Genomic DNA, 16,789 nt, shown 5'->3' with positions numbered 1-16,789 from the left:
CAACGGGGCGGGGACTGGGAATCTGACGGCGACTGGGGACGGGTAGGCTCGCCCAGTGCAGAGGATGTGGGTCAGATGGATCGTTCTGGTCGTCTTCGTGGCCGTGCTCGGTGGGGTCTTCGTGCGGCTCGGTGAGTGGCAACTGCACCGCCTCGACCACCGCCGCGAGACCAACGCCCGCATCGTGGCCCACCAGAAGGAGCCCGTCCGCGACTGGACGCAGGTGTTCACCGGGCCGATCGCCGACGACCAGCAGTGGCAGCGGGTGACCATCACGGGCACCTACGAGCAGCAGCACTCCCTGCGCGTGCGGTACCGCAACTCGGGCGACCAGGCCGGCATGGAGGTGGTCACACCGCTGGTGACGGCGTCAGGGCGCACCATGCTGATCGACCGGGGCTTCATCCCGAAGCCCGAGGACCGTCCCGAGGCCGACGTGCCGAAGGCACCGGTCGGCACCGTGACCGTCGTGGGCTGGGTGCGCCGCAGCGAGAACGGCAAGACCACGGCAACCAGGCCCGTGGAGGGCAACGTCCGGCTGATCAACGCCCCGATGATCGCCGAGACCTTGGGGCTGCGCCTCGAGGACGGCTACATCCAGCAGATCAGTTCGACCCCGTCCGACGACAAGGTGCTGTCCCCGGTGCCGACACCCACCCTGGACGAGGGCCCCCACTTCTCCTACGCCATCCAGTGGTTCGTGTTCACCGCCATCGCCGTGGGCGGTGCTGCATTGTTGATCCGGGGAGACCTGAAGGACCGCCGGAAACGTCGCGAACGGAGCAGGGATGCAGCTGGGACTGTCTGACAAGGTCTTCGTGGTGACGGCCGCGAGTTCCGGACTGGGGCTCGCCACGGCCCATGCGCTCGTGGCCGAGGGCGCCAGGGTGGTGCTCGTGGCACGCCGCGCCGAGGCACTCGCCGAGGCCTGCGTGGAACTCAACGGCGGGGACGATGCGCCCGATCGTGCCAACAGCTTGGCGGCGGACCTCGCCGACCCGCAGGTACCCCAACGGGCCGTGGACCTGGCCCTGCGAACCTTCGGTCGGGTCGACGGCGCCCTGGTCAGTGTGGGCGGACCGCCCCGCGGCGGGGTGCTCGACAACACCGACGAGGAGTGGAGTTCCGCCTTCTCCTCGGTCTTCCTGCCCGCGCTGCGGACGGCCCGAGCGGTGACGTCGGCCCAGCCGGCCCCCCGGATGGCCTTCGTGCTGTCGACCTCGGCGAAGGTGCCGCTGGCACAGATGGCGATCTCGAACGGGCTCCGTCCCGGTCTCGCGATGCTCGTCAAGCAGTTGGCCGATGAACTCGGCCCCCGGGGAGGACGAGCCGTGGGCCTGCTGCCCGGGTCGGTCGCGACGGAACGCCTGCAGCACCTGTGGAGCGGCACCCCCGACCCCCAGGCCGCGCGTGAGCAGGCAGCAGCGGCCATCCCGTTGCGCCGGCTGGGTGAACCGGCGGAGTTCGGGCGAGTGGCAGCCTTCCTGCTCTCCGACGCCGCCAGTTACGTCACGGGCTGCCTGGTGCCGGTCGACGGTGGGGCCATGCGGGCGCTCTAGTCACCGACGGCGATCTGGTCGTCCGGCACGGCTGGATCGTCGACGAACTGCGTGGCGTACAAGGTGGCGTACGGCCCCGAGGCCGCCAGCAGTTCCACATGGGTGCCACGTTCGATGATGCGACCGTCGCGCACGACCAGGATCTGGTCGGCCGTGCGCACCGTCGCCAGGCGGTGGGCGATCACCACACAGGTCCGTTGCTCCATGGCCGTGTCGAGGGCCCGCTGGACCAGGTGTTCGGAGCGGGAGTCGAGATGGGCGGTGGCCTCGTCCAGCACCACGATCGGCGACTGAACCAGCAGCAACCGGGCAATGGCGAGCCGTTGCCGCTCCCCACCGGAGAGGCGGTACCCGCGTTCCCCCACGGTGGTGTCGAGACCCTGGGGCAGGCGGTCGACGAGGTCGAGCACCTGCGCCTGGGCGAGGGCGCTGCGCATCTGCTCCTCCGTCGCCGCGGGATTGGCGTAGGTGAGGTTGGCGCGGAGCGTGTCGTGGAACATGTGGGCGTCCTGGGTCACGTAGCCGACCAGCCGACGCAGCGACTCCTGACTGATCTGGCGCACGTCGACACCGCCCAGTCGCACGCTGCCTGCCTCGACGTCGTAGAGCCGCGCCAGCAGGTGGGTGATCGTGGTCTTGCCTGCCCCGGAGGCGCCCACCAGTGCGACCGTCTGGCCGGGTTCCACCCGGAACGAGACATCACGCAGCACCGCCCGCCCCGGCCCCTCATCGGAGGGAGCCTCGGCGCTGCCCGCCGGTTCGAGGGATCGCAGGGAGTACGACGCAGGGTCGGGGTAGGCGAAGCTGACGTGGTCGAACTCGATCGACGCGGGTCCGGTGACCGGTCGGGCGTCGGGTGCATCCGTGATCAGGATGGGCAGGTCGAGCACCTCGAAGACCCGCTCGAAGCTGACCAGGGCGCTCATGATGTCGACGCGTACGGTGGTGAGGGCCTGCATGGGGCCGTAGAGGCGCCCGAGGAGTCCGGCGAAGGCGGTCAGGGTGCCGACGGTCAGGGCGCCGCGGACGGTCATCAGGCCGCCCACCCCGTAGACCATGGCGGTGGCGAGGGCGGCGACCAGGACCAGCGTGGCCGCGAAGACACGGCCGATCATGGCGATGCGCACACCGATCTCGAGCCGCTGGTTCGCGGGATCGGCGAATGTCTCGTGCTCCCGCGCGGGCGACCCGAACAGCTTGGCCAGCAGGGCACCCGAGACCGAGAAACGCTCGGTCATCAGGCCCGACAGGTCGCCGTTGACCTGCATCGACCGCCGCTGCAGTGCTGCCACCCGACGGCCCACAAGGCGCGTCGGCACGAGGGCCAACGGGAACAGCAGCACCGAGGCGATGGCCAGACGCCAGTCGAGGGTGAGCATCGCCAGCAGCACGAGCACGACCGACAGCACGTTCGAGATCACTCGCGACAGGGTCGAGGTGAAGGCCTGCTGGGCCCCGATCACATCGGACTGCAGACGCGAGACCAGTTGCCCGGTCTGGGTTCGGCTGAAGAAGGCCAGCGGCATCGCCGAGACGTGGTCGAACACTTGGATGCGCAGGTCACGGATGAGGCCCTCACCAATGGTGGCCGAACACCAGGTGGTGAAGGTCCCGAGCACGGCGTCGACCAGCGCGATGGCAGCGACCACGACCGCCAACTGCACCACCAGACGTGAGTTGCCGGCCAGCACCCCGTGGTCGACGAGACGTTGGAGCAACAGCGGCGGGACGACGCCCAGGGTGGCGTCGATGACCACACCGATCAGGAAGACGGTGAGCAGTCCTCGGTACGGGGTGGCGTAGCCCAGCACCCGGCGCCACGTGCCCGGACGAAGTTCCGCCCCCTTGATGGCGTCACCCTTGCTGAACTGGCGCATGATCATGCCGCCGTTCGGGCCCATGCCCACGCTCACGACTGCTTCGCCTTCTTGGCCTTGCCCGACCTGCCCGACTTGCCCGGCTTGTCCGAGGTGTCCGACGTGACCTTGTCCAGCGTGCGCTTGCTCGCCTTCTTGTTGCCTGTCTTCTTGTTGCCTGTCTTCTTGCTGGCCGCCTTCTTGCTGGCCGCCTTCGTGCTGGCCTCGTCGCGGCCCGTCCCGACCTTGGCCTTCTGGCTCTTCGCCCGCTCCCCCGCGCCCTTCGCGCTCACGGATGTGCCGTCCGCGACATCGGCCTTCCCGGACGCCTCTGCCTTCCTCCGGGCCTTCTTCCCGGCCTTCCTCTTGGCCTTCGTGGGCGGCTGCCCGGAAGCCCGCTCGGGTGGATCGGTGCTGGTGGCCGCATCCTTGTCCGTGGTCCCGCCCTCCGGTGTTGAGGTGATGTGCTCAGTGGCGGCCACCTGAGCCCCGGTCGATGACGCCCGGCGCTCACGGGCCTGGGGACTGCGGGTGTCCCCACCACGGTCGCGTGGCTGCACCCCGGCCTCGTCCAGCAGCCGATGGACGAAGCCGTAGCTTCGTCCGAGTTCGGCGGCGATCGCCCTCAGGCTCGCGCCCTGGCGGTGTCGTTCGACCACGAGACTGGTCAGGGAACGCCTGTCATCCCCCGCTATCCGGGCGTGTGGCGTGAGCTCCATCGGCTGTCCCCTCCTGCGACCTGGTCGGTGACCCTGCTCAGGCCAGCGACACCAGTTCGGCGTACTCAGCGTTCCACAGGTCCTCGACGCCGTCGGGCAGCAACAGCACCCGGTCGGGTTCGAGGGCGGCGACGGCACCCTCGTCGTGGGTGACCAGCACCATCGCCCCCCGATAGGTACGAATGGCGTCCAGCACCTCACGGCGCGAGGCGGGGTCGAGGTTGTTGGTGGGTTCGTCGAGCAACAGCACGTTGGCGGCCGAGACCACCAGCATGGCGAGCGCGAGACGGGTCTTCTCGCCTCCGGACAGCACACCAGCAGGCTTGTCCACGTCGTCACCGCTGAACAGGAATGAGCCGAGCACCTTGCGGCACTCCGTGGCATTCATGTCGGTGGCTGCAGCCTGCATGTTGTCGAGCACCGTCGCCTTGAGGTCGAGGAGGTCGTGCTCCTGGGCGAAGTAGCCCAACTTGAGGCCGTGACCAGGAAGCAGGCCACCGGTGTCTGACTCCTCCACGCCCGCCAGGATGCGCAGCATGGTCGTCTTGCCGGCACCGTTCAGCCCCAGGATGACCACCTTCGAGCCACGGTCGATGGCCAGGTCGACACCGGTGAAGACCTCGAGGGAACCGTACGACTTCGACAGGTCCTCGGCCATCAGGGGAGTCTTCCCGCATGGGGCGGGGGTCGGGAACGCGATCCGTGCGACCCGGTCGACCTCGCGCTCACCCTCGACCCCGGCCAGCAGTCTTTCGGCGCGCTTCATCATGTTCTGGGCGGCGGTCGCCTTGGTGGCCTTGGCGCGCATCTTCTCGGCCTGGGCGTTGAGGGCGTCGGCCTTCTTCTGGGCGTTGGCGAGTTCACGCTTGCGTCGCTTCTCGTCCGACTCGCGCTGTTGCAGGTACAGCTTCCAGTTCATGGAGTAGACGTCGATCATCGAGCGGTTCGCGTCGAGGTGGAAGACCTTGTTGATCGTGGCGTCGAGCAGGCTCGCGTCGTGGCTGATCATGATCAGGCCGCCCGAGTAGCCCTGCAACCAGGACCGCAGCCAGATGATGGAGTCGGCGTCCAGGTGGTTCGTGGGTTCGTCCAGCAGCAGGGTGTCGGCGCCGGAGAACAGGATGCGGGCGAGTTCGACCCGCCTGCGCTGACCACCGGAGAGTTCCTTCAACGGCTGACCGAGCACGCGGTCGGGAAGACCGAGGTTGGCCGCGATCCTGGCGGCCTCCGACTCCGCCGCGTAGCCGCCGGCCGCCACGTGCTCGGCCTCGGCGCGCTCGTAGGACCTCATGGCGGCGTCACGACGGTCCCCGTCGGCCTCGGCCATCTCGAGTTCGTAGCGACGCAGGCGTACCAGCACCTCGTCGAGGCCACGGGCCGACAGGATGCGGTTGTGGGCCAGCACCTCGAGGTCAGGGTCGCGCGGGTCCTGCGGAAGATAACCCAGGTGCCCGGTTCGGGTGACGGTGCCACCCGCGGGCTGGGCCTCCCCGGCGAGGATCCTGGTGAGGGTGGTCTTGCCGGCACCATTGCGGCCGACCAGGCCCACCTTGTCACCGGCGATCACCTGGAAGGAAATGGGTTCGACGAGCAGGCGGGCGCCCGCCCGCACCTCGAGATCGCGAACCTGAAGCACCGGCCCATTCTTCCAGCCGGTCCGCCCTCGACCAAACCGATTCACCCTCACCGAACGGATCAAGCCTGACCGGAACGGTCCACCCCGGCCCACGAGCACGTCGGAATCCGCCCGACCGCTGTGACTAGCATGACGCCATGTCTGCCGTCTCCCGCCGGGGTGTCCTCGTCATCCTGGCGCTGGGGGGATTGGCCTGGTGGCTGGTCTTCCGGTTCTGGATGATGCAGGGCGACGACTTCATGTCGGCCACCATCGGCGGGGCACGCGGCGGGCACTTCACGTTCCAGGCGTGGGCCAACGACTCGTGGCGCGACTACTGGCAAGCCACCGGACGTCAGTCCGGGAGCCTGTTCCGCATCGTCCTCCGAGGAGGGCCGGAGGTCGTCCGGTGGGCGATGACCGCCCAGCAGGTCGGCGTGGCGGCGGTGCTGCTGCTGTGGAGCCGCAGCACGTCGACCCCTCCGCCGGTGCGCTGGGCCTTCGCGTTGGCAGCGGTGTGCGCAGTCCCCATTCTGGGCTGGCGTGATCCCGGACTGCACGGGGCTGCCCTGGTGTGGGCCCAGGCGAGCTTCGACTACGTGGTCTCACCTGTGTTGTGCCTGGTGCTGGTCGGATCGCTGGTGCTCGGCACCGAGTCGGACGAGCGCTGGTCCTGGCCACGCACCCTCGGGGTGACGCTGCTGGCCGTGGTGGCACCCCTGCTCCACGAGACGGGGTCGTTGGCCACGCTCGCGAGCGTGGTGGTGCTGGTGGTGGTGCAACGCGCTAGGGCCCGGACGACCCAGCCCCGGGTGCGAACCCTGCTGATCGTCGCCACGGTCAGCGCTGTGGTGCAGGCGACGGCGCCGGGGATGTGGAAGCGTCTGGGAGCCGTCACCGGAACCCAGCCGGCTGAGGCGGGGCCCCGACTGCTCCTGCTGCGGGCGGCCAACACGTGTTGGCAGGTCGGGGCGACAGCGGGAGCCGTCGTGCTGGTCGTGAGCGGACTGCTCACCGTCGCTGCCGTGGTTGGCCGTGGCTGGCGTTCGCGGCTCACGGCCTTCGCGGTGGTGCACGTCCTCGGGATGGGGACGGCGGTCCTGGCCTGCCGGCAGTGGTCCAGGTGGCCCTCGCTCACCAGCTACGGGTTCGCCATGACGGCCGAACAACTGGGCTGGGCGACGGTGTTCCTCGGGTCGGTGGTGGTGGCGTCCCTCGCGGCGCTGGTGATGGCGGGGTCGCTGGTCGATCACCTCGGGCCGCTCCCGGTGGTGGCCCTGGCGGGTGCAGCCGGTTCGTTCATGCCCCCGCTGTTGGCGGGCATCACCGCGACCCGGGCGTTGCTGCCCCTGACGCTGTGGCTGCTGGCGCTGGCCTTCGCCGTGCTGGGCGGGTGGGCGGTGCAGACGTCACGAGCGGTCGAACGCCGACTCGCAGCGGGGGCGCTGGTCCTCGTCCTCGGACTGTCGTCCTGGGCGGTGCCGCTGTGGTGGTGGCGTACCTGGACCGGGTTGCGCGACAACGCCGCAGCGTACGGGCCGGTGCTCGCCCAGATCGAGCGGGCGCGGGCTGGTCAGGTGGACGAGGTCGTCTTCCCCCGGCAGTACCCGCACCCCGAGTTGATCTACTACTACGCGTTCCGGCTCGACCGTTACGCACCGATGATCCGCGCCTACTACGACCTGCCGGACAGCGTTCGACTGGTCCAGCAGCCCTGACCGTTCAGCCGAGGGGCCGGATGGCCGGTCGGCTCAGACGTTGTACCCGATCGCCCGCAATTGCTCGCGGCCGTCCTCGGTGATCTTGTCGAGGCTCCACGGCGGCAGCCAGACCCAGTTGATCGCCACGGAGTTGACCAGACCGTCCAGCACCGACTGGGTGTCGTACTCGATCCGGTCGGTCAGCGGGCAGGTGGGGCTGGTCAGCGTCATGTCGAGGGTGGCGTTGTTCTGCTCGTCGACGTGCACCCCGTACACCAGACCGAGGTCGACGACGTTGACCATCAACTCGGGGTCGACGACATCCTTCATCGCCTCGAGCACGTCGTCCTCGGTGGGACGGGCGGAGGCCACGGCGGTGACGTCGGGCAGTTCGTCCCTGACCAGGTCTGAGGGACGGGGTTCGGTGGTGGGGTTGCTCATGGGGTCTCCTCGCGGGCTGCGACGGCCTGGCTGGTGGCATCGCGCATCGCTGCCCAGGCCAGCAGCGCGCACTTGATTCGGGCAGGGAACTGGGCCACGCCGACGAAGGCGATGGCGTCCTCGAAGCGGTCCTCGTCGGGTTCGGCGAGGCCGCGTGAGTCCATCAGTTCACGGAACTCGTCGTAGAGCTTCATGGAGTCCTCGATCGAGCGGCCGATGACCAGGTCGCTCATCACCGAGGTCGAGGCCTGCGAGATCGAACATCCCACTCCCTCGTAGCTGATGTCGGAGACCGTGTCGCCGTCGAGCAGCACCCGCAGGGTGAGCTCGTCACCGCAACTGGGATTCACGTGGTGCACCTGCGCCTCGAAGGGCTCGCGCAGTCCACTGTGGTGCTTCTCGCGGTAGTGGTCGAGGATGATCTCCTGGTACAGCGATTCCATGCTGTGCAGGTGGGGTTGGCTCATCGGATGTCCTCCCCCGCCAACTGGCGGCGACGTTCACGGCGGGCCCGTGACCCACCCGACGAGAACTTCCCGGCGAAGAAGTCGCGGGTGTAGTCCAGGGCCTCGGCCAGGGCGTCCACCTCGGCGGTGGTGGTGTAGAGGTAGCTCGAGGCGCGGGTGGAACTCTGCACCCCGAAGCGTTCGTGCAGGGGACGAGCGCAGTGGTGTCCCCCTCGCACGGCGACCCCTCGCGAATCGAGCATCTGCATCACGTCGTGGGGGTGCACCCCGTCGAGGGTGAAGGCGACGGCTCCCCCACGATCGGCATCGCGGGGGCCGAGGATGCGGATGCCGGTGACGCGATCGAGTTGCGCGAGCATGTGTGCGGTCAGTTCGCGCTCGTGCGCAGCGACGGCGTCCATGCCCACGGCACTGACGTAGTCCATGGCCGCGGCCAACCCGATGGCCTGTGCGATCGGGGGCGTGCCGGCCTCGAAGCGCGCGGGAGGCGGCGCATAGGTGGAGCCCTCCATATGGACGATCTCGATCATCTCCCCGCCGCCCATGAAGGGCGGCAGTTCCTCGAGCAGGTCGAGCCGACCCCACAGCACGCCGATCCCGGTGGGTCCGCACAGCTTGTGACCCGTGAACACGAGCAGGTCGGCACCCAGGTCGGAGACACGGGTGACCCGCTGCGGCACCCCCTGGGCACCGTCGACCACCATCAGGGCCCCGACCGCGTGGGCCTGGGCGGCGATCTCGGCGATGGGGTTGACCGTACCGAGCACGTTCGAGACCCAGGTCAGCGAGACCACCTTCGTCCGCTCGTTCACGAGCCCCTCACGCTCGGCCTTCTCCAGGTCCAAGTGGCCGTCCTCGGTGACGTCGAACCACCGCAAGGTCGCACCGGTGCGCTGGCAGGCGATCTGCCACGGCACGATGTTGGAGTGGTGCTCCATCACCGAGACCACGACCTCGTCACCGGGCTCGAGCCGCGAGGCGAGGGTGTGGGCGGCCAGGTTGAGCGCCTCGGAGGCGTTCTTGGTGAACACCACCTCGCGGGTCGAGCGGGCACCGACGAAGCGCGCCACGGTGGCCCGGGCGAACTCGTAGGCCTCGGTGGACTCCGCGCCCAGCAGGTGCATCGCTCGCGCCACGTTGGCGTTGTGCTGCAGGTAGTGCGCCGACATGCGCTCGACCACCTGACGGGGCTTCTGCGAGGTGTTGGCCGAATCGAGGTAGACGAGGGGGTACTCCCCCACCGTCCGCTCGAAGATCGGGAAGTCGCGACGGATCGCCTCGACGTCGTAGGTCATGAGTGCCCCTCCTCTCGGGGATGGATCGGCTCTCAGGCCGAGACGCGGGAGGCGCGCACGTACTTGTCGTACCCCTCGGCCTCGAGCTGGTCGGCCAGTTCCTTGCCACCCTGCTCGGCAATCCGGCCGTCGACGAAGACGTGCACGAAGGTGGGATCGATGTAGCGCAGGATGCGGGTGTAGTGGGTGATCAGCAGCAACCCACGATCGCCCTGGGCGGTGTAGCGGTTGACACCTTCCGAGACGACCTTGAGGGCGTCGATGTCGAGGCCCGAGTCGGTCTCGTCGAGGATGGCGAACCGGGGGTTCAGCAACTCCAGCTGGGCGATCTCGTGGCGCTTCTTCTCTCCACCGGAGAAGCCCTCGTTGACCGAGCGGGCACCGAAGGAGCTGTCGAGCTGCATCTTGGCGAGGGCGGCGTTGACGTCCTTGACCCAGGTGCGCACCTTGGGGGCCTCGCCGTCGAGCGCCGTCTTGGCGGTCCGCAGGAAGTTGCTCACCGACACCCCCGGCACCTCGACGGGGTACTGCATGGCGAGGAACAGGCCGGCGCGGGCGCGCTGGTCGACCGACAGGGTGGTCAACTCGACCCCGTCGAGGGTGACCGAACCGTCGGTGATGGTGTACTTCGGGTGGCCGGCGATCGAGTAGGCCAACGTGGACTTGCCCGAGCCGTTGGGGCCCATGATGGCGTGCACCTCGCCGGAGTGGATGGTCAGGTCGACGCCCTTGAGGATCGGCTTGGGGCCGTCCTCGGTCTCGACCGACACGTGCAGGTTCTTGATGTCAAGGGTGCTCATGGTGATCTCTTCTCTGGGTGGATGACTGGTGGGTGACCGGCTGGGTCACCAGTCGGCATCAAAGCTGGGGTTGGCGATGTCGACGAGGATGTCGTTCCCGTCGATCCGGACCGGGAAGACCGGCACCGGTTGGGTGGCCGGCAGGTTGAGCGGCTCACCGGTGCGCAGGCTGAACACCGATCCGTGCAGATAGCACTCGATCGTGCAGTCGACGACGTCACCGTCCGACAACGGCACCTTGGCGTGGGAGCACTCGTCCCGGATGGCGAACCACTCGCCCTGGTGGCGCACGATGGCCACCTCGAGGTCCTCGCCCGAGGGCAGCGTCGCGGCGCAGCCGATCGGCCGGTCGTCCTCGAACTCGTCGAGGGTGGCGACCTTCTGCCAGTCGGGGGTGCCGCTCACCGTCCGTCCCCCACGATGGCCAGTTCGTTCTCGACGATCTCGCGCAGGTGGTCCTCGATGTCGGGAACGCCGATGCGACGGATGATGTCATTGAAGAAGCCGTGGACGACCAACCGTCGGGCCTCGGCCTCGGAGATGCCCCGGCTGCGCAGGTAGAACAACTGCTCGTCGTCGAAGCGTCCGGTGGTCGAGGAGTGGCCGGCACCGGCGATCTCGCCGGTCTCGATCTCGAGGTTCGGCACCGAGTCGGCCTGGCAACCGTCGGTCAGCACCAGGTTCTTGTTCGACTCATAGGTCTCGATCCCCTCGGCGACCTTGCGGATCAGCACGTCGCCGATCCACACCGAGTGCGCACCCCTGCCCTGCAGGGCTCCGCGGTAGTCGACGTTCGAGCTCGTGTGGGGCTCATTGTGGTCGACGAACAGACGGTGCTCGATGTGCTGGCCGGCATCGACCAGGTAGAGACCGAACTGCTGCAGCGACCCTCCCGGGCCGGCGAAACGGGCGTTCTCCTGCAGTCGGATGTCGCCACCGATCGAGACCGTGATGGCCTTGACCTGCGCGTCGCGACCCACCCTGATGGAGCGCTGGCCCCCGTGCACCGAACCGTCGGCCCAGTCCTGCACCGTGATCAGGTTCAGGCTGGCGCCGTCACCCACGATGACGTCGAGCTTCTCGGAGTAGGTCGCGCGACCCTCGAACTTCACCACCACCGTGGCACGGGCGAAGTTGCCCACCGAGAGCACGTAGTGGTCGCTGGCCCGGCCGTCGACACCGGTGGCGGTGAACACGACGGGTTCGCTGAGCTCGGCGTTGGCCGGGATCGAGATGTGGGTGCGGTGCACCGTCTGCTCGGCGGCCAGGGACGACACCCTGTCGACGGGCGCCTCCACGGCCAGGGCTCGGGCCTCGTCCGCGGTCAACGAGGTGACCGTGACCGGCGCACTGAACTGTCCGGACCAGTCCAGGGTGCCGAGGTCGTCGGACGGTGACAGCAGCGCGCGGAAGCGCTTGACGGGGCTGAACCGCCAGATCTCCTCGCGGCCGGTGGGCATGGGGTGGTCGTCCACGTTCCAGGAGGGTGTGGGGTGCAGGTGCGATTCGACGGTCTCGATCGCGGCCGACAGGGTGTCGACGGACAAGGGTGTCTCCTTCAGGGGGGTCGATGGGATGCCGGGAGTGCTGGTCAGCCGACCGCACCCTCCATCTGCAGCTCGATCAGGCGGTTGAGTTCCAGCGCGTACTCCATCGGCAACTCACGGGCGATCGGCTCGACGAAGCCGCGCACGATCATCGCCATGGCCTCGTCCTCCTCCATGCCACGAGACATCAGGTAGAACAGCTGGTCGTCGGAGACCTTCGACACGGTGGCCTCGTGTGCCATCGAGACGTCGTCCTCACGCACGTCCACGTAGGGGTAGGTGTCCGAACGCGAGATGGTGTCGACCAGCAGCGCGTCACACTTCACCGAGCTGGCGGAGTGGTGGGCGCCCTCCTGCACCTCGACCAGGCCGCGGTAGGACGAACGACCGCCACCGCGGGCCACCGACTTCGAGATGATCGAGCTCGAGGTGTGCGGTGCGCAGTGCACCATCTTGGAGCCGGCGTCCTGGTGCTGCCCCTCACCCGCGAAGGCGATCGACAGGGTCTCGCCGCGGGCGTGCTCACCCATCATGTAGACGGCCGGGTACTTCATGGTGACCTTGGACCCGATGTTGCCGTCGATCCACTCCATGGTGGCGCCCTCGTCGCAGGTGGCGCGCTTGGTCACGAGGTTGTAGACGTTGTTCGACCAGTTCTGGATGGTCGTGTAGCGAACACGGGCGTTCTTCTTGACCACGATCTCGACCACGGCCGAGTGCAGCGAGTCCGACGAGTAGATCGGCGCCGTGCAGCCCTCGACGTAGTGCACGTAGGAGCCCTCGTCGGCGATGATCAGGGTGCGTTCGAACTGGCCCATGTTCTCGGTGTTGATGCGGAAGTAGGCCTGCAGCGGGATCGAGACGTGCACACCCTTCGGCACGTAGATGAACGAGCCACCCGACCAGACGGCCGTGTTCAGCGAGGCGAACTTGTTGTCGCCCACCGGGATGACGGTGCCGAAGTACTCCTGGAAGATCTCCGGGTGCTCCCTGAGAGCGGTGTCGGTGTCGAGGAAGATGACACCCTGCTTCTCGAGCTCCTCGTTGATCTTGTGGTAGACCACCTCGGACTCGTACTGGGCTGCGACACCCGAGACGAGACGCGCCTTCTCGGCCTCGGGGATGCCGAGCCGGTCATAGGTGTTCTTGATCTCCTCGGGCAGGTCCTCCCAGGTCTGGGCCTGCTTCTCGGTGGAGCGCACGAAGTACTTGATGTTCTCGAAGTCGATGTCCGACAGGTCGGCACCCCAGCTGGGCATCGGCTTGCGGCGGAAGAGCTTCAGGCCCTTCATGCGCAGGTCGAGCATCCACTGCGGCTCGTCCTTCAGTGCCGAGATGTTGGCGACGACGGCCTCACTGAGGCCGCGCTGGGCGATGGCACCGGCGGAGTCGGCGTCATGCCACCCCCACTGGTACTTCGACAGGGCCTCGATGTGTTCGTCCTGGGTGGCCCCAAGTCCCGGTGCTGCCGGGCGGGGGTTGTCGACCTGGGTCATGATCTGCTCCAAACGTGTCGAGTGTCGTGGCTGGGTGGTTCGGGGATGGTGTGGATCGGGCTGGGTCAGGTGTGGCTGGGAAGGGGCGGTCTGAACCGCTGCACCATCGAGGCCAGCGGAATGTGCGTCGTGCACACCCCGTCGCCGTGGGCGATGGTCGCCAGCCGTTGCACGTGCGAACCCAGCAGCCGGCTGAACAGTTGGGTCTCGGCCTCACACAGCTCCGGGAACTCGGTCGCGACGTGTGCCACCGGGCAGTGGTGCTGGCACAGCTGCTCACCGAAACGGGCAGGCTTCAGTGAGGCCACGTACCCATCGGCGGTGAGCGCCTCGGCCAACAGGTCGACCGGGGAACGATCGGGGTCGGCCTCGCGGAGGGCGAGGTAGCGCCGCTCCACCTGACCGAAACGTTCCTCGGCCACCCTCGTCACCGCGGCAGAGCCGCCCACGGACGCCAACGCCTTCAGCGCTTGGATGGCCAGGTCGTCGTAGGCCTGGTAGAAGGTGGCGCGTCCCTCGTCGGTCAACAGGAAGACCTTCGAGGGGCGACCGCGGCCACGCTGTCCGTAGATCTTCTTCTCTCGTGAACTGACCTGGTTGCGTTCGACCAGTGCGGTCAGGTGTCGACGGATCGCCGCAGGCGTGAGCCCCAGGCGTTCGGCGAGCTCGGCAGCGGTCGACGGTCCCTGCTCCAGGATCGACTGGGCGACGCGCTGACGCGTGGAGGCATCATCGTCATGACCCTCCTGCACTGCGTTCTCCGCCACCTTTTTCACGACACCATACTTTCCTTATTCCCGCGCCCACACAAGTAAGGCTGCCCTTGCTTCGCTCGCAGCCGAACCCCGCGGTCGGACCTCTTCGGCTCGCCCCTACGATGGGCGGGTGCCCACGCCCACCCCCTCCGAGCCCGTGCTCGACATCGCCGATCTGGTGGTGACCTTCGGAGCCGTGACCGCCCTCGACTCGCTGAGCCTTCGGGCGTTGCGGGGGCACGTGACGGCGCTGCTCGGTCCCAATGGCGCCGGCAAGACCACCCTGCTGCGCACCTGCACGGGGCTCGTGGGCCCACGGTCGGGAACGGTCAGGGTGCTCGGGCAGGCCCCCGGGTCCCCCGACCTCGGGGCCCGGCTCGGGGTGATGCCGCAGAGCACCGGCGCGTGGTCGGGAGTCAGGGCCGGCGAGCTCGTGCACTTCCTGGCCGGTCTCTACGCCACCCCACTCGACCCCGACACCCTGATCACCCACCTGGGCATCGACGCCTTCGCCCGCACCACCTACCGACGTCTCTCCGGGGGGCAGAAGCAGGCGGTCAACCTTGCGGGAGCGATCGTGGGGCGGCCCGAGCTGGTCTTCCTGGACGAACCCACCGCCGGTATGGACCCGCACGCCCGCCGCCGCACCTGGGCCCTCGTCCGCGACCTGCGGGCTGCCGGCGTCTCGGTGCTGCTCACCACCCACGACATGGTGGAGGCCGAGCAGTTGGCGGACGAAGTCGTGCTGATCGACCACGGACGGGCGGTGATGTCCGGGGCGGTGCCGGAGCTGACCCGCACGACCTCACTGGAGGAACTGTTCCTGAGCCACACCGACGAGGGAGTCTGATGAGCCTCGACTTCGCGCCCGCCCCCGGGGCCGCGCCGACCCGGCAGCGGATCGTGCGCCACGCCACCTTGGAGACACTGATGCTGGTCCGCAACGGCGAGCAGCTGTTGTTGGCGCTGGTCATCCCCGCCGCTGTCCTGCTCGTGGGCCGCTGGTTCCCGAGCAGGCTCGGCGTCGACTTCACCCTGCTGGTGCCCTCGGTCCTCGGACTGGCCCTCTTCTCGACGGGATTCACCTCCGTGGCCATCGGGACCGGGTTCGACCGCCGCTACGGGGTGCTGGAGCGGCTCGCCTCCACGCCGTTGGGTCGTACCGGGATGGTGATCGGCAAGGCGTCCGCCAGCGTGGTGGTCTCACTCGCCCAGGTCGTCCTGCTGGTATCCCTGTCGCTGGCGCTGGGGTGGAGACCCCGGCTCGACGCGCTGGGCCTGCTGCTGGCCGTGCCGACGATGCTGGCGGCGCAGGCCTCCTTCGTCGCGGCTGCCCTGGTGATGGCCAGCCTGCTCCGGGCAGAGATCACCCTCGCCCTGGCCAATCTCGTCTATCTGGCGCTCGCCGCGGGCGGGGCCCTGGTGGTGCCTGCGGGGAGCTATGGCTTCCTGGAACCGGCGGTGCGCTGTCTGCCCACGGCTGCCCTCGGTGAGGGACTGCGGCAGGGACTGGCCGATGCCCCCGCCAGCGGAGGCTGGTGGGTACCCCTGGTCGTCGCCCTCGTCTGGGCGGTGGCCGCCGTCCTGCTCGCCCGAAAGGTCATGAGATGGACTTCCTGAACCGCCTGCTCGGCACCGAGGTCGCGCTGCGCCGTTGGTCATGGGCCTCGCTGGTCGCCAACATCGGCATCATCGTCACCGGAGCCATCGTCCGGTTGACCGCTTCGGGCCTGGGCTGTTCCACGTGGCCCCAGTGCAACGACGCCGCGTACGTGCCCCATGGCGCCATCAGTCACCACTCCCTGATCGAGTTCGGCAACCGGCTGCTCACGTTCGTGCTGATCATCATCGCGGTGGCCTGCTGGATCACGGCTCGACGCGTCACCGTGGACGATCCCCGTGGTCGGCTGGTCCGACGCCTGACCCTGCTGGTGGCCCTCGGCATCCCGTTCCAGGGTGTGATCGGCGGGGTCACCGTGTTGAGCGGGCTCAACCCCTTCGTGGTCGCCCTGCACCTGCTGCTGTCACTGGTACTTGTCGTGCTGATCGTGCGGCTCCTGTTCGCGGTCACCGCAGTGGTGCCCGACACCGTCGGGCGACTCGACCGAACCCTCGGGGTGGCCACCTTCGCCCTGATGATGGTGGCGTGCTGGCTGGGCACCGTCGTCACCGGATCGGGACCGCACGCCGGGGACGGCGGTGCCGCCCGCACCGGCTTCGACATCGAGGTGGTCGCGCGCATCCACTCGGCCACCGTGTGGCTCACCGTCCTGCTCACCGTGACGGTCCTGGTGAGGGCCTGGCGTGCAGGTCACCGGGTGGTACGCCGCTGGGCCACCGCCTTGGTGGGCGTCGAACTGGTGCAGGCGGGTATCGGCTACCTGCAGTTCTTCACGGGGCTGCCGGCAGGTGTCGTGCTGCTGCACCTGCTGGGTGCCGGGTTGGCCGCCGCCGCCGCCGCAAGTGTCATGTACAGCTCGAGGCACGACTCCCGACTGACGAGGGCCGCTGCCTAGACTGGCGCCCACTTCCCCACCGG

Annotated in this window: 17 protein-coding genes; 6 read left to right on the top strand and 11 right to left on the bottom strand. The window is 68.5% G+C overall.

Annotation, left to right across the window (positions count from 1 at the left end; translation table 11 throughout):
* Positions 1-64 precede the first annotated feature (64 nt).
* The gene (locus tag H507_RS15095) at positions 65-808 is read left to right on the top strand and encodes an SURF1 family cytochrome oxidase biogenesis protein (RefSeq protein WP_051139649.1); all 744 of its coding nucleotides are present in this window, start codon (positions 65-67) and stop codon (positions 806-808) included.
* Positions 789-1,559 carry an SDR family oxidoreductase gene (locus H507_RS0105935; protein ID WP_022909809.1) on the top strand — a complete coding sequence of 257 codons (771 nt, stop codon included), beginning with the start codon at positions 789-791 and terminating at the stop codon, positions 1,557-1,559. The genes H507_RS15095 and H507_RS0105935 overlap by 20 nt, the downstream gene beginning before the upstream one ends.
* Here the strand turns inward: H507_RS0105935 and H507_RS0105930 are convergent.
* The 3 genes from H507_RS0105930 to H507_RS0105920 are packed head-to-tail and all read right to left on the bottom strand — an operon-like array spanning position 1,556 to position 5,770.
* Positions 1,556-3,472 (bottom strand): ABC transporter transmembrane domain-containing protein, encoded by a 1,917-nt coding sequence (locus H507_RS0105930; protein ID WP_026377849.1) that lies wholly within the window; start codon positions 3,470-3,472, stop codon positions 1,556-1,558. The two genes, H507_RS0105935 and H507_RS0105930, sit on opposite strands and share 4 nt — an antisense overlap.
* The gene (locus H507_RS18240) at positions 3,469-4,134 is read right to left on the bottom strand and encodes a helix-turn-helix domain-containing protein (protein ID WP_022909807.1); all 666 of its coding nucleotides are present in this window, start codon (positions 4,132-4,134) and stop codon (positions 3,469-3,471) included. The genes H507_RS0105930 and H507_RS18240 overlap by 4 nt, the downstream gene beginning before the upstream one ends.
* Before the next feature lie 37 nt (positions 4,135-4,171).
* Positions 4,172-5,770, bottom strand: a complete 1,599-nt coding sequence (locus tag H507_RS0105920) for an ABC-F family ATP-binding cassette domain-containing protein (RefSeq protein ID WP_022909806.1) — start codon at positions 5,768-5,770, stop codon at positions 4,172-4,174.
* A gap of 137 nt (positions 5,771-5,907) precedes the next feature.
* On the opposite strand from H507_RS0105920, the gene H507_RS0105915 reads away from it, so the two are divergent.
* Positions 5,908-7,467 carry a hypothetical protein gene (locus H507_RS0105915; protein WP_022909805.1) on the top strand — a complete coding sequence of 520 codons (1,560 nt, stop codon included), beginning with the start codon at positions 5,908-5,910 and terminating at the stop codon, positions 7,465-7,467.
* A 33-nt stretch (positions 7,468-7,500) separates the two neighbouring features.
* Here the strand turns inward: H507_RS0105915 and H507_RS0105910 are convergent, their stop codons facing one another.
* The 8 genes from H507_RS0105910 to H507_RS15080 all read right to left on the bottom strand — a co-directional run bounded on the left by H507_RS0105910 (position 7,501) and on the right by H507_RS15080 (position 14,271).
* On the bottom strand, positions 7,501-7,890 hold the full coding sequence (locus tag H507_RS0105910) for a metal-sulfur cluster assembly factor (protein WP_022909804.1): 390 nt from the start codon (positions 7,888-7,890) through the stop codon (positions 7,501-7,503).
* The gene (gene sufU, locus H507_RS0105905) at positions 7,887-8,357 is read right to left on the bottom strand and encodes a Fe-S cluster assembly sulfur transfer protein SufU (protein WP_022909803.1); all 471 of its coding nucleotides are present in this window, start codon (positions 8,355-8,357) and stop codon (positions 7,887-7,889) included. The genes H507_RS0105910 and sufU overlap by 4 nt, the downstream gene beginning before the upstream one ends.
* Entirely contained in the window at positions 8,354-9,652 is a 1,299-nt protein-coding gene (locus H507_RS15085; protein WP_022909802.1) for a cysteine desulfurase, read from the bottom strand. Before H507_RS15085 ends, sufU begins: the two co-directional genes overlap by 4 nt.
* 32 nt (positions 9,653-9,684) lie before the next feature.
* Positions 9,685-10,452 (bottom strand): Fe-S cluster assembly ATPase SufC, encoded by a 768-nt coding sequence (gene sufC, locus H507_RS0105895; protein ID WP_022909801.1) that lies wholly within the window; start codon positions 10,450-10,452, stop codon positions 9,685-9,687.
* 45 nt (positions 10,453-10,497) lie between these two features.
* Entirely contained in the window at positions 10,498-10,857 is a 360-nt protein-coding gene (locus H507_RS0105890; protein WP_022909800.1) for a non-heme iron oxygenase ferredoxin subunit, read from the bottom strand.
* Positions 10,854-11,999 carry a Fe-S cluster assembly protein SufD gene (gene sufD, locus H507_RS0105885; protein WP_022909799.1) on the bottom strand — a complete coding sequence of 382 codons (1,146 nt, stop codon included), beginning with the start codon at positions 11,997-11,999 and terminating at the stop codon, positions 10,854-10,856. Before sufD ends, H507_RS0105890 begins: the two co-directional genes overlap by 4 nt.
* 44 nt (positions 12,000-12,043) lie before the next feature.
* Complete coding sequence (gene sufB / locus H507_RS0105880; RefSeq protein WP_051139647.1) at positions 12,044-13,495, bottom strand: Fe-S cluster assembly protein SufB; 1,452 nt, start codon at positions 13,493-13,495, stop codon at positions 12,044-12,046.
* A 65-nt stretch (positions 13,496-13,560) separates the two neighbouring features.
* Entirely contained in the window at positions 13,561-14,271 is a 711-nt protein-coding gene (locus tag H507_RS15080; protein WP_211217291.1) for a helix-turn-helix transcriptional regulator, read from the bottom strand.
* A gap of 109 nt (positions 14,272-14,380) precedes the next feature.
* Here H507_RS15080 and H507_RS0105870 point away from each other — a divergent pair, with 109 nt between their 5' ends.
* From H507_RS0105870 to H507_RS0105860, 3 genes are read left to right on the top strand one after another with little or no spacing between them, the layout of a single operon-like run.
* Positions 14,381-15,100: an ABC transporter ATP-binding protein gene (locus H507_RS0105870; protein WP_022909796.1), complete on the top strand. Its 720-nt coding sequence runs from the start codon at positions 14,381-14,383 to the stop codon at positions 15,098-15,100.
* Complete coding sequence (locus H507_RS0105865; RefSeq protein ID WP_022909795.1) at positions 15,100-15,870, top strand: ABC transporter permease; 771 nt, start codon at positions 15,100-15,102, stop codon at positions 15,868-15,870. The genes H507_RS0105870 and H507_RS0105865 overlap by 1 nt, the downstream gene beginning before the upstream one ends.
* Positions 15,858-16,766 carry a COX15/CtaA family protein gene (locus H507_RS0105860; protein WP_022909794.1) on the top strand — a complete coding sequence of 303 codons (909 nt, stop codon included), beginning with the start codon at positions 15,858-15,860 and terminating at the stop codon, positions 16,764-16,766. Before H507_RS0105865 ends, H507_RS0105860 begins: the two co-directional genes overlap by 13 nt.
* Positions 16,767-16,789: the final 23 nt, after the last annotated feature.

Origin of the sequence: Aestuariimicrobium kwangyangense DSM 21549, from assembly GCF_000421525.1 — a bacterium.
GTDB lineage: Bacteria > Actinomycetota > Actinomycetes > Propionibacteriales > Propionibacteriaceae > Aestuariimicrobium > Aestuariimicrobium kwangyangense.
This window is presented reverse-complemented; position numbering and strand designations above follow the sequence as displayed.